Origin of the sequence: Citrobacter sp. wls710, assembly GCF_005281115.1 — a bacterium.
GTDB lineage: Bacteria > Pseudomonadota > Gammaproteobacteria > Enterobacterales > Enterobacteriaceae > Citrobacter > Citrobacter werkmanii.
This window is the reverse complement of sequence record NZ_SZXD01000025.1, coordinates 130,292-146,943: the sequence shown is the minus strand read 5'-3', so window position 1 is coordinate 146,943 and position 16,652 is coordinate 130,292. Positions and strand designations below refer to the sequence as shown.

At 55.8% G+C, this 16,652-nt stretch carries 13 protein-coding genes and 1 pseudogene; 7 read left to right on the top strand and 7 right to left on the bottom strand.

The genetic code is table 11. The features are described 5' to 3' along the window. Positions 1–61: 61 nt before the first annotated feature. The 5 genes from purL to glnB all read left to right on the top strand — a co-directional run bounded on the left by purL (position 62) and on the right by glnB (position 8,458). Positions 62–3,949: a phosphoribosylformylglycinamidine synthase gene (gene purL, locus FDX14_RS08895; protein ID WP_137349364.1), complete on the top strand. Its 3,888-nt coding sequence runs from the start codon at positions 62–64 to the stop codon at positions 3,947–3,949. A gap of 579 nt (positions 3,950–4,528) precedes the next feature. Then, entirely contained in the window at positions 4,529–5,959 is a 1,431-nt protein-coding gene (gene qseE, locus FDX14_RS08890) for a two component system sensor histidine kinase QseE/GlrK (protein WP_137349370.1), read from the top strand. A gap of 22 nt (positions 5,960–5,981) precedes the next feature. Continuing rightward, complete coding sequence (gene qseG / locus FDX14_RS08885) at positions 5,982–6,725, top strand: two-component system QseEF-associated lipoprotein QseG (RefSeq protein ID WP_079223109.1); 744 nt, start codon at positions 5,982–5,984, stop codon at positions 6,723–6,725. Further along, positions 6,725–8,059 (top strand): two-component system response regulator GlrR, encoded by a 1,335-nt coding sequence (gene glrR / locus FDX14_RS08880; RefSeq protein ID WP_304701307.1) that lies wholly within the window; start codon positions 6,725–6,727, stop codon positions 8,057–8,059. Before qseG ends, glrR begins: the two co-directional genes overlap by 1 nt. Before the next feature lie 60 nt (positions 8,060–8,119). Further along, positions 8,120–8,458 (top strand): nitrogen regulatory protein P-II, encoded by a 339-nt coding sequence (gene glnB, locus FDX14_RS08875; protein WP_002914032.1) that lies wholly within the window; start codon positions 8,120–8,122, stop codon positions 8,456–8,458. Here the strand turns inward: glnB and FDX14_RS25730 are convergent. Next, positions 8,455–8,550 (bottom strand): annotated as a pseudogene (locus FDX14_RS25730) (hypothetical protein); the annotation flags it as partial. The gene glnB and the pseudogene FDX14_RS25730 sit on opposite strands and share 4 nt — an antisense overlap. A 4-nt stretch (positions 8,551–8,554) precedes the next feature. Further along, complete coding sequence (gene hmpA / locus FDX14_RS08870) at positions 8,555–9,745, bottom strand: NO-inducible flavohemoprotein (RefSeq protein ID WP_137349362.1); 1,191 nt, start codon at positions 9,743–9,745, stop codon at positions 8,555–8,557. A gap of 326 nt (positions 9,746–10,071) precedes the next feature. On the opposite strand from hmpA, the gene glyA reads away from it, so the two are divergent. Continuing rightward, a complete protein-coding gene (gene glyA / locus FDX14_RS08865) occupies positions 10,072–11,325 on the top strand; it encodes a serine hydroxymethyltransferase (RefSeq protein ID WP_032939458.1) in 1,254 nt (417 codons plus the stop codon). A 78-nt stretch (positions 11,326–11,403) separates the two neighbouring features. Here glyA and hcaD read toward each other — a convergent pair whose 3' ends face one another. From hcaD to hcaE, 5 genes are read right to left on the bottom strand one after another with little or no spacing between them, the layout of a single operon-like run. Then, positions 11,404–12,606 (bottom strand): phenylpropionate dioxygenase ferredoxin reductase subunit, encoded by a 1,203-nt coding sequence (hcaD, locus tag FDX14_RS08860; protein WP_137349361.1) that lies wholly within the window; start codon positions 12,604–12,606, stop codon positions 11,404–11,406. Between the two features lie 9 nt (positions 12,607–12,615). Further along, positions 12,616–13,428 carry a 3-phenylpropionate-dihydrodiol/cinnamic acid-dihydrodiol dehydrogenase gene (hcaB, locus tag FDX14_RS08855; protein WP_137349360.1) on the bottom strand — a complete coding sequence of 271 codons (813 nt, stop codon included), beginning with the start codon at positions 13,426–13,428 and terminating at the stop codon, positions 12,616–12,618. Continuing rightward, positions 13,425–13,745 carry a 3-phenylpropionate/cinnamic acid dioxygenase ferredoxin subunit gene (hcaC, locus tag FDX14_RS08850; RefSeq protein ID WP_137349359.1) on the bottom strand — a complete coding sequence of 107 codons (321 nt, stop codon included), beginning with the start codon at positions 13,743–13,745 and terminating at the stop codon, positions 13,425–13,427. Before hcaC ends, hcaB begins: the two co-directional genes overlap by 4 nt. Further along, positions 13,745–14,263 carry a 3-phenylpropionate/cinnamic acid dioxygenase subunit beta gene (gene hcaF / locus FDX14_RS08845; protein ID WP_137349358.1) on the bottom strand — a complete coding sequence of 173 codons (519 nt, stop codon included), beginning with the start codon at positions 14,261–14,263 and terminating at the stop codon, positions 13,745–13,747. The genes hcaC and hcaF overlap by 1 nt, the downstream gene beginning before the upstream one ends. After that, positions 14,260–15,621: a 3-phenylpropionate/cinnamic acid dioxygenase subunit alpha gene (gene hcaE / locus FDX14_RS08840; protein WP_137349357.1), complete on the bottom strand. Its 1,362-nt coding sequence runs from the start codon at positions 15,619–15,621 to the stop codon at positions 14,260–14,262. The genes hcaF and hcaE overlap by 4 nt, the downstream gene beginning before the upstream one ends. Positions 15,622–15,756: 135 nt before the next feature. Between hcaE and hcaR the strand changes: the two genes are divergently transcribed. Further along, positions 15,757–16,650 carry a DNA-binding transcriptional regulator HcaR gene (gene hcaR, locus FDX14_RS08835; RefSeq protein WP_137349356.1) on the top strand — a complete coding sequence of 298 codons (894 nt, stop codon included), beginning with the start codon at positions 15,757–15,759 and terminating at the stop codon, positions 16,648–16,650. Positions 16,651–16,652 lie beyond the last annotated feature (2 nt).

Below are 16,652 nucleotides of genomic sequence, written 5' to 3'. Positions count from 1 at the left end.
TTTATAATACCGCCCGTTTCCCCCACTTGGGCACACCGAAAGCTTAGAAGACGAGAGACTTATGATGGAAATTCTGCGTGGTTCACCTGCACTGTCTGCATTCCGTATTAACAAACTGCTGGCACGTTTTCAGGCTGCCAACCTCCAGGTCCACAATATTTACGCCGAGTACGTCCATTTTGCCGATCTGAACGCACCATTGAATGAGGATGAGCACGCACAGCTTGCACGCCTGCTGAAATATGGTCCAGCTCTTCACAGTCACGCTCCTGAGGGCAAACTGCTGCTGGTTACCCCTCGTCCGGGCACCATCTCCCCGTGGTCTTCTAAAGCGACTGATATTGCCCATAATTGCGGCCTACAACAGATTAGCCGCCTGGAACGTGGCGTTGCTTATTATGTCGAAGCTTCTACGCTGACTGCGGAGCAGTGGCAGGAGGTTGCCGACGTACTGCACGACCGCATGATGGAAACGGTTTTCTCTGCGCTAAACGATGCCGAAAAACTGTTTGCGCATCACCAGCCTGCGCCGGTCTCCAGCGTCGATCTGCTGGGTGAGGGACGCCAGGCGCTGATCGACGCTAACCTGCGTCTGGGTCTGGCGCTGGCGGAAGACGAAATCGACTATCTGCAGGATGCGTTCAGCAAACTGGGGCGCAACCCGAACGACATCGAATTGTATATGTTTGCGCAGGCTAACTCTGAGCACTGCCGCCACAAGATTTTTAACGCCGACTGGGTTATCGACGGTAAACAGCAGCCGAAGTCGCTGTTTAAGATGATCAAAAATACCTTTGAAACCACGCCGGACCACGTGCTGTCTGCCTATAAAGACAACGCCGCGGTGATGGAAGGTTCCGAAGTCGGACGTTACTTTGCCGACCACGAAACCGGTCGCTACGATTTCCATCAGGAGCCAGCCCATATCCTGATGAAGGTAGAAACCCATAACCACCCAACCGCCATCTCTCCATGGCCGGGCGCGGCAACCGGATCCGGCGGTGAAATTCGTGATGAAGGCGCTACCGGGCGCGGCGCGAAGCCGAAAGCCGGGCTGGTGGGCTTCTCTGTTTCCAACCTGCGTATTCCTGGCTTCGAACAGCCGTGGGAAGAAGATTTCGGCAAACCGGAACGTATCGTTACCGCGCTGGATATCATGACCGATGGCCCGCTGGGCGGTGCGGCGTTCAACAACGAATTTGGTCGCCCGGCGCTGACCGGCTACTTCCGTACCTACGAAGAGAAGGTTAACAGCCACAACGGTGAAGAGCTGCGCGGCTACCACAAACCGATTATGCTGGCGGGCGGGATCGGCAACATCCGTGCCGATCACGTGCAGAAAGGCGAGATCGTCGTCGGCGCGAAGCTGATCGTTCTCGGCGGCCCGGCGATGAACATCGGCCTCGGCGGCGGGGCAGCATCCTCTATGGCTTCCGGTCAGTCTGATGCCGACCTCGACTTCGCCTCCGTACAACGTGATAACCCGGAAATGGAGCGTCGTTGCCAGGAAGTTATCGACCGCTGCTGGCAGATGGGCGATGCCAACCCGATTCTGTTTATTCACGACGTCGGTGCGGGCGGTTTGTCTAACGCCATGCCGGAGCTGGTAAGCGATGGCGGTCGCGGCGGTAAATTCCAGTTGCGCGATATCCTCAGCGACGAGCCGGGTATGAGCCCGCTGGAAATCTGGTGTAACGAATCTCAGGAACGTTACGTGCTGGCGGTTGCTGCCGACCAGTTGCCGCTGTTTGACGAACTTTGTAAGCGCGAGCGCGCGCCGTATGCGGTGATCGGTGAAGCCACCGAAGAGCAGCATCTGACCCTGAGCGACAGCCACTTCGACAACCAGCCGATTGACATGCCGTTGGACGTGCTGCTGGGTAAAACGCCGAAGATGACCCGCGACGTGCAGACGCTGAAAGCTAAGGGCGATGCCCTGAATCGTGGCGAAATCTCGATTGCAGATGCGGTGAACCGCGTACTGCACCTGCCGACGGTCGCTGAGAAAACGTTCCTCGTAACCATCGGCGACCGTACCGTTACCGGTATGGTGGCGCGTGACCAGATGGTCGGGCCGTGGCAGATCCCCGTGGCTAACTGTGCGGTGACCACCGCCAGCCTTGATAGCTACTATGGTGAAGCGATGTCTATCGGCGAACGTGCGCCAGTCGCTCTGCTGGACTTCGCAGCTTCTGCCCGTCTGGCTGTAGGTGAAGCGCTGACTAACATCGCGGCAACACAGATTGGCGACATCAAACGCATTAAACTCTCCGCAAACTGGATGGCGGCTGCGGGTCACCCGGGTGAAGATGCCGGGCTATACGAAGCGGTAAAAGCCGTCGGGGAAGAATTGTGTCCGGCGCTTGGCCTGACTATTCCGGTAGGTAAAGACTCGATGTCGATGAAAACCCGCTGGCAGGAAGGCAACGAGCAGCGAGAAATGACCTCGCCGCTGTCGCTGGTGATCACCGCTTTTGCCTGCGTGGAAGATGTGCGTCACACTATTACTCCACAGCTCTCTACTGAAGATAATGCCCTGTTGTTAATTGACCTTGGTCTGGGCCACAACGCACTGGGTGCAACGGCGCTGGCGCAGGTTTACCGTCAACTGGGCGACAAACCGGCCGACGTACGTGACGTGGCGCAGTTGAAAGGCTTCTACGACGCCATTCAGGCGCTGGTCGCACAGCGCAAGCTGCTGGCCTACCACGACCGCTCCGACGGTGGCTTGCTGGTGACGCTGGCGGAAATGGCTTTCACCGGGCACTGTGGTATTGAGGCTGATATCAGCACCCTGGGCGACGATCGCCTGGCGGCGCTGTTTAACGAAGAGCTGGGCGCGGTGATCCAGGTTCGCGCCGCTGACCGTGATGCGGTGGAAGCCATTCTGGCGGCCAACGGCCTGGCAGACTGCGTACACTACCTCGGCAAAGCCGTCGAAGGCGACCGCTTCACTCTCTCCGCTAATGGACAGTCGGTGTTCAGCGAAAGCCGTACCACCCTGCGTATGTGGTGGGCAGAAACCACCTGGCAGATGCAGCGTCTGCGCGACAACCCGGAATGTGCCGATCAGGAACACGACGCTAAAACCAACGACGCCGATCCAGGCCTCAACGTTAAACTGACGTTTGATATCAACGACGATGTTGCCGCGCCGTATATCGCCACCGGCGCACGTCCAAAAGTCGCCGTACTGCGCGAGCAGGGGGTGAACTCCCACGTCGAGATGGCGGCAGCTTTCCACCGTGCGGGCTTCGATGCTATCGACGTACACATGAGCGATCTGCTGGGCGGGCGTATCGGTCTGGGGAATTTCCAGGCGTTGGTAGCCTGCGGCGGATTCTCTTACGGCGATGTGCTTGGTGCCGGGGAGGGCTGGGCGAAGTCGATTCTGTTCAACAACCGCGTGCGTGACGAGTTTGAAACCTTCTTCCATCGCCCGCAAACGCTGGCGCTTGGGGTGTGTAACGGTTGTCAGATGATGTCTAACCTGCGCGAGCTGATCCCGGGCAGCGACTTGTGGCCGCGCTTTGTGCGTAACCACTCCGATCGTTTTGAAGCCCGCTTCAGCCTGGTCGAAGTGACGCAAAGCCCATCTTTACTGCTCAGCGATATGGTTGGATCAATGATGCCGATTGCCGTTTCTCACGGTGAAGGCCGTGTGGAAGTGCGTGACGACGCGCATCTGGCTCAGCTTGAGAGCAAAGGCCTGGTGGCGCTGCGCTACGTTGATAACTTCGGTAAGGTGACCGAAACTTACCCGGCTAACCCGAATGGTTCACCGAACGGTATTACTGCCGTTACCACTGAAAACGGTCGCGTCACCATTATGATGCCGCACCCGGAACGTGTGTTCCGCACCGTGGCTAACTCCTGGCACCCGGAAAACTGGGGCGAAGACAGCCCGTGGATGCGTATTTTCCGCAACGCGCGTAAACAGCTCGGTTAATTAGCCCGATAGCCATTAAGCCCCTCCTGCGAGGGGCTTTTTTTGCCTGTCTCTCTGTACGCCGCCATCCGGCAATAAACTCAGCGCTTGCACCGCAAAATTAAAGTGTCGGGAAACCCCGACATAGGTGGGAGTAGGTTGTCGCCAAAAAGAGACATTTAACTATTTGATTTAAAATGGTTTTGTTTTTATGTGCTACAGGTGTTGCTGATTGGCGACAGGAAGTGCAAAAAAACGGCAGAACCATTTTTAACGTGAATAACGATATTTTTCATATCTATCATTGTGTTAACAAAGTGTTTTGAATATTGGCACAGATACTGCATAATATTAACCAGTGGCTCATTCACCTTCTTATGTCAGCCCCTTCGGGAAGCGCTACATAAACTTCGAATGACGCACAACAAGGTGCCTGCCGTCCAACATCTGATATTAGCATGGCTCATATCAACCTCCGGGCGAAACGTCGAGTTAGGCACCGCCTTATTCCACAACAAAGCCGGGTTAATCCCGGCTTTGTTGTATCTGGCGTTCCCCTCAGTTAGCATCAAGTTATTCCTGTCCAATGAGAGTAACGCCTTGAAGCGCTGGTCAGTTTTCCCCCGATCTTTACGTCAATTGGTTATGTTGGCATTCTTGCTGATTCTGCTGCCGTTGTTAGTTCTGGCCTGGCAGGCGTGGCAAAGCCTGAATGCTTTGAGCGCGCAGGCGGCGCTGACGAACCGCACCACGCTGATTGACGCCAGACGCAGTGAGGCGATGACCAACGCCGCGCTGGAGATGGAGCGTAGCTACCGGCAGTATTGTGTGCTTGATGATTCAACGTTGGCAAAGGTCTACCAGAGTCAGCGTAAACGCTATAGCGACATGCTGGATGCGCATGCGGGCGTGTTGCCGGATACCAAGCTTTATCAGGCATTACGTCAGGATCTCAACGACCTCGCGCAATTACAGTGCAATAACAGCGGTCCAGATAGCGTAGCGGCAGCCCGGCTGGAAGCGTTCGCCAATGCCAATACCGAGATGGTACAAGCAACGCGCACCGTGGTCTTTTCTCGTGGTCAGCAGCTACAGCAGGAAATTGCCGAACGTGGGCAGTTCTTTGGCTGGCAGGCGCTGGTGCTGTTTCTCGTCAGTCTGGCGATGGTACTGCTGTTCACTCGCATGATTATCGGCCCGGTGAAAGGCATAGAACGGATGATCAATCGGCTGGGGGAAGGGCGTTCGCTGGGCGACAGCGTATTATTTACCGGGCCGCGTGAGCTGAGGTCTGTCGGTCAGCGCATTATCTGGTTGAGCGAACGTCTTTCCTGGCTTGAGTCGCAACGGCATCAGTTTTTACGTCATCTTTCCCATGAGCTGAAAACTCCGCTGGCGAGTATGCGCGAAGGGACGGAGTTGCTGGCCGATCAGGTTGTGGGACCGCTAACGCCGGAGCAAAAAGAGGTGGTCGGTATTCTGGATGACAGCAGCCGTAACCTGCAAAAGCTGATTGAGCAGCTTCTTGATTACAACCGTAAGCTGGCGGATGACGAGGTTGAGCTTGAGAGTGTGGAAATCGCGCCGCTGGTTGAAAGCGTTGTTTCTGCACATAGTCTGCCCGCTCGCGGCAAAATGATACATACTGAGGTAGCGCTTGAGGCGAACACCTGCCTGGCAGAACCGATGCTGTTGATGAGCGTGCTGGACAATCTTTATTCCAATGCGGTGCACTATGGCGCTGAATCCGGTAACATTTGGATCCGCAGCAGTTTGCATGGCTCAACGGTATACATCGATATAACGAATACCGGTACACCGATTCCAGAAGCAGAACAGACCATGATCTTCGAGCCTTTTTTCCAGGGTAGCCATCAGCGAAAAGGGGCGGTAAAAGGAAGCGGGTTGGGGCTGAGCATTGCCAGAGATTGCATCCGCCGTATGCGAGGCAAACTGTATCTGGTTGATGACTATGCGCAAAGCGTTTGCTTTCGCATAGAATTGCCGCTCTCTGCTGCAAAAAATCACTAAAATAAACCTAAGTCTGGTGAGTATGCCACACGTTGTTGTCCGAATGCTTAAACGACATTTTTTCCGCCGCATCATCCTCGCAAGCCTGCCGTGTCTGGCGCTGGCCGGGTGCGTGCCGAACGCGGTGAATCATATTATCGGCGACCCCTCGCAGGAGAAAATTCCGCCTTACCAACTGGCGGACTATCTTGCAACCGACTGTAGCGATATCTGGTCGCTGTCTGGTCAGCCCACAGACACCAATCCGCTATACTGGCTGCGGGCGATGGATTGCGCCAATCGCCTGATGCCGGTACAGGCGCGCAGTGAAGCCAGTATGATGGTGCCAGATACCTGGCAGGGGGCTTTCAGGCGCGGGATTCTGCTGGATAACGCTAACATTACGCCACCTGAAAGGCGGGAAGCTGTTTCGCGCCTCGAGGCATTAAGTCCACAAATTCCGCCGCAAGTAAGACCCCTGTATCAGGTCTGGCTCAGCAGCCAAACGCTACAACTGCAGCTTGCCGAAGAGCGTATGCGCTACAGCAAACTCCAGCAAACATCGGACAGTGATCTGGATACTCTGCGTCAACAGCAGCAGCATTTGCAGTCCCAGCTCGATCTCACAACCCGTAAGCTGGAAAATCTGACCGATATTGAACGTCAGCTTTCCACGCGCAAACCTGCCGGCAGCTACAATCCTGATGCGCCGCACGGAAATGATAAACTCACCACGCCTGATAACGAGGATGGCACTGCGCCATCTGCCGATGAGGTCACACCATGATAAGCCGTAAGCCCGCACATCTGCTGCTGGTGGATGACGATCCGGGCCTGTTGAAATTGCTCGGTATGCGACTGACCAGCGAAGGCTACAGCGTCGTAACCGCAGAAAGTGGGCAGGAAGGGTTACGGGTGCTGAACCGCGAAAAAGTGGATCTGGTTATCAGTGACCTGCGCATGGATGAAATGGACGGCATGCAGCTGTTTACTGAAATCCAGAAAGTGCAGCCTGGAATGCCGGTTATTATCCTCACTGCTCACGGTTCCATCCCTGACGCCGTTGCCGCGACGCAGCAAGGGGTGTTCAGTTTTCTCACCAAGCCGGTGGATAAAGACGCGTTATACCAGGCGATTGATGGCGCATTGGAACAGTCTGCGCCAGCCACTGATGACAGTTGGCGTGAGTCCATCGTCACCCGCAGTCCGCTGATGCTGCGTTTGTTAGAACAGGCGCGGATGGTCGCGCAATCAGATGTTAGCGTATTGATTAACGGTCAGAGCGGAACCGGGAAAGAGGTGTTTGCCCAGGCGATTCATAATGCCAGCCCGCGTAGTCACAAGCCTTTTATTGCCATTAACTGTGGCGCGTTACCGGAACAACTGCTGGAGTCCGAACTGTTTGGGCATGCGCGCGGTGCCTTTACCGGGGCGGTAAGCAATCGTGAGGGCCTGTTTCAGGCGGCGGAAGGCGGGACGCTGTTTCTTGATGAGATTGGCGATATGCCCGCGCCGTTACAGGTCAAATTGCTGCGCGTTTTACAGGAGCGCAAGGTCAGGCCGCTGGGCAGTAACCGCGATATCGACATTGATGTGCGCATCATATCCGCTACCCACCGCGACCTGCCGAAAGCGATGGCGCGGGGCGAGTTTCGCGAAGATTTGTATTATCGCCTCAACGTGGTAAGCCTGAAGATCCCGGCGCTGGCCGAGCGTACGGAAGATATTCCGTTGCTGGCAAACCATCTGCTGCGTCAGTCTGCAGAACGGCATAAGCCGTTTGTGCGCGCCTTTTCTACCGACGCCATGAAGCGCTTGATGACCGCCAGTTGGCCGGGCAACGTGCGTCAGTTGGTCAACGTGATCGAGCAGTGCGTGGCCTTGACCTCTTCGCCGGTGATCAGCGATGCGCTGGTGGAGCAGGCCCTGGAAGGGGAGAACACCGCGCTGCCGACGTTTGTTGAAGCGCGCAATCAGTTTGAACTCAACTACCTGCGCAAGCTGCTGCAAATCACAAAAGGCAATGTGACCCACGCGGCGCGAATGGCGGGGCGCAACCGCACCGAATTCTACAAGTTGCTCTCTCGCCATGAGCTGGATGCAAACGATTTCAAAGAATAAATCTGCGGATTATGTTAGTTTTATTCGATCAAAAGACAGGCGACCTTTTCAAGGAATAGCATGAAAAAGATTGATGCGATTATTAAACCTTTTAAGCTGGACGACGTCCGTGAAGCGCTGGCTGAAGTCGGCATTACCGGTATGACAGTGACAGAAGTGAAAGGGTTTGGCCGCCAGAAAGGCCATACCGAGTTGTACCGTGGTGCGGAATACATGGTGGATTTTCTGCCGAAGGTAAAAATTGAAATTGTGGTTACCGACGACATCGTCGATACCTGCGTTGACACCATTATCCGTACCGCGCAGACCGGTAAAATCGGTGACGGTAAGATTTTTGTTTTCGACGTGGCGCGCGTTATTCGTATTCGTACCGGTGAAGAAGACGATGCGGCAATCTAAGCCGCGCCATGCTTGCCGGATGGCGGTGTAAACACCTTATCCGGCCTACAACATCCCGTAGGCCGGATAAGCGCAGCGCCATCCGGCATGACGTAATTACAATACTTTATGCGGGCCAAAGCATTCGTAATGAATGTTCTCGTTTTTCACGCCCAGACCGACCAGTTGCTTCGCGGCGAACTGCATAAAGCCGACCGGGCCGCACAGATAAAACTGCATCGCCGGATCGCTGATTGCCCCTTCCAGTTTGTTCAGATCCATCAGACCAATGCTATCAAACACACCTTTCGCGCGATCGGCTTCGGTTGGCTCACGATACCAGGTATGCTGGCTAAAGCGTGGCAGCGTTTTGCCGAGTTCTTTTACTTCATCGGCGAAAGCATGTACATCGCCATTTTCCGCCGCGTGGAACCAGTTAACCTGCGCCGTATGATGAGCTTTCGCCAGCGTATCCAGCATTGCCAGCATTGGCGTTTGGCCCACGCCTGCGGAAATCAGCGACACCGGCGTATCGGTCGCAATGTCCATAAAGAAATCGCCTGCAGGCACGGCCAGGTGAACCACATCGCCGACATTGGCGTGGTTATGCAGCCAGGTTGAAACCTGACCACCATCCTCGCGCTTCACGGCAATACGGTAGCCTTTGCCATCTGGCTTACGGGTCAGTGAGTACTGACGAATTTCCTGATGCGGGAAACCTTCTGGTTTCAGCCAAACGCCCAGGTATTGACCCGGATGGTATTCAGCCACTGCGCCGCCGTCGACGGGTTCAAACTCAAAGCTGGTAATCGCGCGGCTTTGCGGCGTTTTCGCCACGATACGGAAAGGACGCGTACCTTCCCAACCGCCGGTTTTGCTGGCGTTTTCGCTGTAGATTTGTGCTTCACGGTTAATAAACACGCCCGCCAGCACGCCGTATGCTTTGCCCCACGCATCCAGCACTTCCTGGCCCGGGCTGAACATTTCGTCCAGCGTGGCCAGCAGGTGACTTCCTACGATGTTGTACTGCTCTGGTTTAATCTGGAAGCTGGTATGTTTCTGCGCGATTTTCTCAACGGCTGGCAACAGTGCTGCCAGGTTGTCGATGTTGCTGGCATACGCGGCAATGGCGTTAAACAGCGCTTCACGTTGGTCGCCATTGCGCTGGTTACTCATGTTGAAAATTTCTTTCAGCTCTGGGTTATGCGTAAACATGCGATCGTAGAAATGGGCGGTCAGCTTCGGACCAGTTTCAACCAGCAGGGGAATGGTGGCTTTCACTGTAGCGATGGTTTGTGCGTCAAGCATACGGTCTTCCTTTATCTGAAACTTTAATGATGTATGTCAAATGCATCTTATAAAAAATACCCCTGCATTGTAAATGGTTCTTTGTAACTTTGCGTTGTAAAGGTTACATCGTGAAAAATCTGCATCACAAACCTGAAAAGAAATCCGTTGAAATTCGGCAGACCTTTGTTCTCCAAAGCCTTGCGTACCGCGAAGGTAATCGTTTGCGTAAAATCCTTTGTCAAGACCTGTTATCGAAGAATGATTCGGTTATACTGTTGGCCGTCGTCCAACGGGACTGCCTTTTTAGGCCGAAATTCTATTGTTAGCTGAGTCAGGAGATGCGGATGTTAAAGCGTGAAATGAACATTGCCGATTATGATGCCGAACTGTGGCAGGCTATGGAGCAGGAAAAAGTACGTCAGGAAGAGCACATCGAACTGATCGCCTCCGAAAACTATACCAGCCCGCGTGTTATGCAGGCGCAGGGTTCTCAGCTGACCAACAAATACGCTGAAGGTTATCCGGGCAAGCGCTACTACGGCGGTTGCGAATACGTTGATATCGTTGAGCAACTGGCTATCGATCGCGCGAAAGAGCTGTTTGGCGCAGACTACGCTAACGTACAGCCGCACTCTGGCTCTCAGGCTAACTTCGCTGTCTACACCGCGCTGCTGCAGCCGGGCGATACCGTGCTGGGTATGAACCTGGCGCAGGGCGGCCACCTGACTCACGGCTCCCCGGTTAACTTTTCCGGCAAACTGTACAACATCATTCCTTACGGCATTGATGAGTCCGGTAAAATTGACTACGAAGACATGGCTAAGCAGGCCAAAGAGCACAAGCCGAAAATGATCATCGGTGGCTTCTCTGCCTACTCCGGCGTGGTTGACTGGGCAAAAATGCGTGAAATCGCTGACAGCATCGGCGCATACCTGTTCGTCGACATGGCGCACGTTGCCGGTCTGATTGCCGCTGGCGTTTACCCGAACCCGGTTCCGCACGCTCACGTTGTCACCACCACCACGCACAAAACCCTGGCGGGTCCGCGCGGTGGCCTGATCCTGGCGAAAGGCGGTGATGAAGAGCTGTACAAAAAACTGAACTCCGCCGTGTTCCCAAGCGCGCAGGGCGGCCCGCTGATGCACGTGATCGCGGCGAAAGCCGTGGCGCTGAAAGAAGCGATGGAGCCAGAGTTCAAAGTTTACCAGCAGCAGGTTGCGAAAAACGCCAAAGCGATGGTGGAAGTGTTCCTGAACCGCGGCTACAAAGTGGTTTCTGGTGGGACTGAAAACCACCTGTTCCTGCTGGATCTGGTTGATAAAAACCTGACCGGTAAAGAAGCTGACGCCGCACTGGGTCGTGCTAACATCACCGTCAACAAAAACAGCGTACCGAACGATCCGAAGAGCCCGTTTGTGACTTCCGGTATCCGTATCGGTTCCCCGGCTGTCACTCGTCGTGGTTTTAAAGAAGCGGAAGTGAAAGAGCTGGCTGGCTGGATGTGTGATGTTCTGGACAATATCAATGATGAAGCGGTAATTGAGCGCATCAAAGGTAAAGTGCTGGATATCTGCGCACGCTTCCCGGTTTACGCGTAAGTCATATTGATTGCTGGACCCTATCCGGCCTACAGGTAACTCACGTGTAGGCCGGATAAACGAAGAGACATCCGCCAGTTATAGTGACTTAAGCAAGATTGTTTCATCGACTAAAGCTGCCACTGGCGGCTTTTTCTTAGCCTGAATCCATTTCCGCAATAAGCGCATTTCCCGGCCCTGGTTCAACGTCACTGCGCCGACAATGACATCATTCTGCAGACTAAACCATATTGCTTTCTGCGCATCAGGATCGCCACGTACGAGCCAACTTTCTCCCTGCATTTCACCAACAAATTGCAGGTTATCACTGTATTGATCGGTCCAGAACCAGCCCGGCGTGGCTTCTGGCAGGGGTAAACCGAGCATAGCAGCAGCGGCAACCTGCGCCTGGAAGTTGGCATTTTCCCAGCTTTCGATGCGCCTTAACGAGCCGTCCGGCTGGCGAATGAGCGCCACATCACCGGCGGAGAAAATGGCCGGGTCGGCGGTGGCACAGGTGCTATCGACAATAATCCCGTTAGCGGTTTCCAGCCCCGCTTCGCGTGCCAGCGCATCGTTGGCCACGATCCCGATACCGTAAACCACGGCATCAGCCTGTAGCGTTTCGCCATTTTGCAGGGTAAGCGAGAGGAACTCGCCCGCTTCGGCGTGCTCAATGGCGCTGTTGAGCAGCACCCGCACGCCCGCTAACTGGTGGCGTGCCAGCAGATAATCGCGTACCGGAGTCGGGGCATTGCGGCCCATCACCGTATCCGCCAGTTCGACCACAGTCACCCGACAGCCACGCTGGGTGGCGCTGGCCGCCAGCTCCAGGCCGATGGTACCCGCGCCGACAATCACGATCGATTTTCCCGGCTCTAGCGCTGTCCGGAGACGCTCGGCATCTCCCGCATGACGTAGGGTAAAACAGCGCTCGCCCAGCGCATCCAGCAGCGGTAGCGGTCTGGCGGCGGCCCCGGTCGCCAGCAGCAGCTGCGTCCAGCGGTAGGTTTGCCCGTCGGCGAGCATTAACGTACGCGAGGCGCGATCAATCTCGCGTATCGTGACGCCCATATGCAACTGCACGTTGTGTTCCTGCCACCAGTTGGCGGGCAGAACTGGCTGAAGCTGTGGATTATCGTCCAGCAGCATGGCCTTCGAGAGCGGTGGGCGCTCGTAAGGCAAATGCATTTCGTTGGAGAAAAGATGCAGCGGCCCGCTAAACCCCTGCTGTCGCAGCGCGGCGGCGGCCATCGCCCCCGCCTGGCCGCCGCCGATAATGGCAATAATCTGTTCGCTCATGCTCGCTCCTTACAGATCCAGACCGGCGGCCACGTGGCGGATCCCACGGATCCCCAGCCCGGCATCGGCGTTGATCATCACGCCGCTTAGCGTACGGTTGTTGCGGCGTGAAGCCAGCATCACGTACGGGCCGGTGAAGTCAGCCGGTTCCGGGAAGAACTGCAGCGGCAGAATGGCGGCAATTTTCTCCGGCGTCAGCGACTGCATTATTGAGGTATCGTTCTGACCGAGCGCCTGCGGGCCACGCAGATCGGTGGCCATGCCGCATGGGCCGACACCGTTCACCCGCACCTTTGGCGCCAGCTCGTAGGCCAACTGGCGAATCAGCCCGGTGGCCGCGTGCTTGCTGGCGGTATACAGCGGCCCACCGCCGCCCGGATACCAGGCCGCGTTAGAGAGGGTAAAAATCATGCTGCCTTCGCTGGCGATAAGTGCGGGAGCGCAGGCTTTTGCGCCCAGCAGATAGCCCAGTACGTTAACGTTAAACAGCTCGTGGAAGCCGCTCTCCAGCGCATCCGCAGGCGTATTAACCAGGGAAGCGTTGTGATCCCAGATCCCGGCGTTGCCGATAAAGCAGTCCAGTTTGCCAAAATTGCTGAGGATCTGATCCACCGCGCGCTGGTAGTCTGCATAACAGGTGACATTACCTTCTATCGCCAGCACATGATCGCCAAAGCGCTGGCGCAGGCTGGCAATCTTCGCCGCGGACAGCTCGAGCGTGGCGACTTTCGCACCTTCTTCAATAAAGCGTTCGACCAGTGCCAACCCCAGCCCGGAGCCACCGCCAGTAATAAACACAACGTTATCGCGTAAATCGCTCATCTGGCCTCCTCGGGTAAATCAATAAACACCTCGCCGCCTTCCACATGCACCGCATAGGTGGTGAGCGGATCGGTGGCGGGCAGGCACAGCGCTTTGCCGGTTTTCAGGCAGAAGCTGGCGGCGTGCAGCGGGCACTCCACCGTGGCGTCGTCTTCCAGATAGCCCTCCGACATCGAGGCGTTGCCGTGGCTGCAGCGGTCGTTGATGGCATAAAACTCGCCGCCGATATGGAACAGGGCGATGACGGGCGAGGTCTCCAGGCGGAGGGCTTCCCCCTCCGGTAGCTCCGTGGCGGAGCAGGCCAAAATACGATTCATCAGAAAAGGATGCTCAGGTTGTGGGAGTTGATCACCGCCTGATCGAGCACGATCTCTCGTGCCAGCAGACGCCACGTGTCGTCAGGCAGACGACGGACTTTATCCATGCGCGTGCCGACGTAGAACGTTTCATCACGCTCTTTTTGTGCGCGGTACAGCAGATAGTTCAGGCGCACGGCGAACACGTCCGGCTGGTCGGTTTCGCTCACCTGCAGATTGCTGATCATGTGGCGGGTGCGGGAAGGCGGCTCTTCGGCCCACGCCATGCCGGTTTCCAGCCGCGCGATGCGGCGCTCAAGCTGGTCTTTGTTGTCGTTGAAAATCCAGGTGGTCGGCGGCTGTACGCCTTTACGGCGGTCGCGCGTCTGGGCATTCACCGTGGTCCGCATGGTGTAGCGAATGCCTTCATCCAGTTGCGCCAGCCAGTCGCGAAACTGCCAGTCATCCAGCAGACGCGCTTCTTCATACAGGAACTGGCTGATGCGGTGATGCAGCTCAGGGGAGACTAACGCGCTCATTTGATCACCTCCTGCTGGTATGCGGCGGTTTTTTCCTGCACTTCCTGCCAGCTTTCGCTGCTTAATAAATCGGCCCAGCGCTGATACATGCCGCGGGCGGCGGTTTCCGAGAAGATGTAGTTGGTGATCCCTGGAATGCCGTCTTCACGGCGTTTTTCCTGGCCGAGACCCATCTCCAGGCACAGGTTGGTGTTGCGTGCCCGGTGGCCTTTGAGCAGTTTTTGAATTTCACACCAGTTTTCCGAGTCGTCCTGCTCCAGGAACCCCGCCGGTCCGAAGGCGCGGGTGGCGCTGTTTTCAAAAGCGGCTTTGACTTCATCAGAGGCGGCTTTATCAGCGATGCAGAACGCCCATACTTCGACTTTGTCCGGTCCGCGCGGATGCCAGACGCGCAGCGTGGCGGTGCCGTTCAGCCAGGAGAGCGTGGGGAAAATGTTGTTGTGACCGGCGAGACGCAGTGCGCGTACCTTGCCCAGACGCTGCTCGGCCTCTTCATAGGTATCGCGATAGTAGCTGGAGACTTCGCCATCGACCCAGACGTTGGCGTCCGGTTTCTCGGTAAAGAAGAAGCCGCTGCCGTGCCCGTCCTGGCCGAACTGCAGCGCGTCTTTGGCGGTTTCCCACACCGGGCGAGCGGTTTGACCGTCTCCGAGGCGTTTGTCGCTGCCGTCATCCTTCGCGCCCAGTACCTGCACGGCGGAAGCGTGGCTGAACAGCGCGTGATACTGGTCGCTGGCGAACTGTTCAGCGGGGAATTTCCAGTTACAGTCGATGGTCCATTTCTGCACGCCGCCGACAATTTCAGTGCCGCCTTCACGGCGATCCAGCACGCCGTCGAGATACCAGGCGATGTCGCCGAGATAATCGCGCAGATTCGGCGCGGTGGTATCCCAGTTACCGAAAATCAGCCCTTTGTAGCTCTCGACGCACGGTACTTCGTTCAGGCCCCAGTGGGATTTGCACAGCCCTTGCGGGTAGGCGCGCGGCTCCAGCGGCACGTCGATTAGCTCGCCGTTAATGCCGTACGACCAGCCATGATACGGGCAGGTGAAGGCGCGGGTGTTACCGCAGTCGGCGTAACTCACGCGCATCGCGCGGTGGCGACACTGGTTGAGAAACGCTTTGATGCTGCCGTCCTTCTGGCGCACCACCACCACGGCGTCTTCGCCCATCCAGGTGTTAAAGAAATCGCCCGGTTTGGGGATTTGGCTTTCGTGGGCAAGAAACAGCCAGCAGCGTCCAAAGATGCGTTCCAGCTCCAGTTGGTAAATGTCAGGGTCGGTATAAATTCGTGGGGTTACGCGACCGTGTTGGGTATCAATCAGTTGGTAGATGTCTAAATTTGAGGGTGTGGTCATATTTTTTAATCCTGAAAGCTAAGATGTATTGACCTTCTTTTTTTGTGCCCTAAGGATGTTGCTGGTTAGTTATCAATCTGTGAAATAGTAAATTTCTACCAGTTGAGACATTTTTTCGATAACAAGGAGAAGGGCATGGAACTGAGGCACTTACGCTATTTTGTAGCGGTGGCGCAGGCGCTGAATTTCACCCGGGCGGCAGAAAAACTGCATACCTCTCAGCCCTCGTTAAGCAGTCAGATCCGCGATCTGGAGGCCTGCGTGGGGGTTCCCTTGCTGGTGCGGGACAAGCGCAAAGTTGCGTTAACGGCAGCAGGTGAATGTTTTTTACAGGATGCGTTGGTGATCCTCGAACAGGCGGAAAATGCCAAAGTTCGCGCCCGTAAAACGGGGCAGGAAGATAACCATTTCGCTATCGGCTTTGTCCCTTCCGCAGAGGTAAATCTGTTGCCCAAGGTGCTGCCTTTGTTTCGTTTAAAACAACCGGATACGCATATTGAACTGGTCAGTTTGATCACCACCGAGCAGGAGGAGAAGATCCTGCGCGGAGAGCTGGACGTTGGCTTAATGCGTCATCCGGTTTACAGCCCAGAGCTGGATTATCTGGAGCTGATTCATGAGCCGCTGGTGGTAGTGTTACCGGTGAATCATCCGCTGGCTAATGAGAAAGCGATATCGGCACAGCAACTGCACGGCGTCAATTTTGTCGGCACCGATCCCGCTTATTCCGGCGCGTTAGCAATGATTGTAAAAAACTGGTTTCAGCAGCAAAAAAGCCAGCCCAATATCGTGCAGGTGGCGACCAATATTCTGGTGACCATGAACCTGGTTGGCATGGGGTTGGGGGTGACTTTGATACCCGGTTATATGAATAATTTTAATACCGGACAGGTGGTTTTTCGCCCCATTATTGGTGATGTTCCAACCATCGCGTTGCTGATGGCGTGGAAAAAGGGGGCACTGAAACCGGCACTGACCGACTTTATCGCCACGGTGCATGAACGTTTAGTCGTGAGCGTTGTGGATTAACG

Excerpts from the sequence above, each read along its gene's own strand:
- glnB (WP_002914032.1), top strand. The coding sequence starts at position 8,120 with ATGAAAAAGATTGATGCGATTATTAAACCTTTTAAGCTGGACGACGTC.
- hcaB (WP_137349360.1), bottom strand. The coding sequence starts at position 13,428 with ATGAGCGATTTACGCGATAACGTTGTGTTTATTACTGGCGGTGGCTCC.
- hcaE (WP_137349357.1), bottom strand. The coding sequence starts at position 15,621 with ATGACCACACCCTCAAATTTAGACATCTACCAACTGATTGATACCCAA.
- qseG (WP_079223109.1), top strand. The coding sequence starts at position 5,982 with ATGCCACACGTTGTTGTCCGAATGCTTAAACGACATTTTTTCCGCCGC.
- glyA (WP_032939458.1), top strand. The coding sequence starts at position 10,072 with ATGTTAAAGCGTGAAATGAACATTGCCGATTATGATGCCGAACTGTGG.
- hmpA (WP_137349362.1), bottom strand. The coding sequence starts at position 9,745 with ATGCTTGACGCACAAACCATCGCTACAGTGAAAGCCACCATTCCCCTG.
- purL (WP_137349364.1), top strand. The coding sequence starts at position 62 with ATGATGGAAATTCTGCGTGGTTCACCTGCACTGTCTGCATTCCGTATT.
- hcaR (WP_137349356.1), top strand. The coding sequence starts at position 15,757 with ATGGAACTGAGGCACTTACGCTATTTTGTAGCGGTGGCGCAGGCGCTG.
- hcaF (WP_137349358.1), bottom strand. The coding sequence starts at position 14,263 with ATGAGCGCGTTAGTCTCCCCTGAGCTGCATCACCGCATCAGCCAGTTC.
- hcaC (WP_137349359.1), bottom strand. The coding sequence starts at position 13,745 with ATGAATCGTATTTTGGCCTGCTCCGCCACGGAGCTACCGGAGGGGGAA.
- hcaD (WP_137349361.1), bottom strand. The coding sequence starts at position 12,606 with ATGAGCGAACAGATTATTGCCATTATCGGCGGCGGCCAGGCGGGGGCG.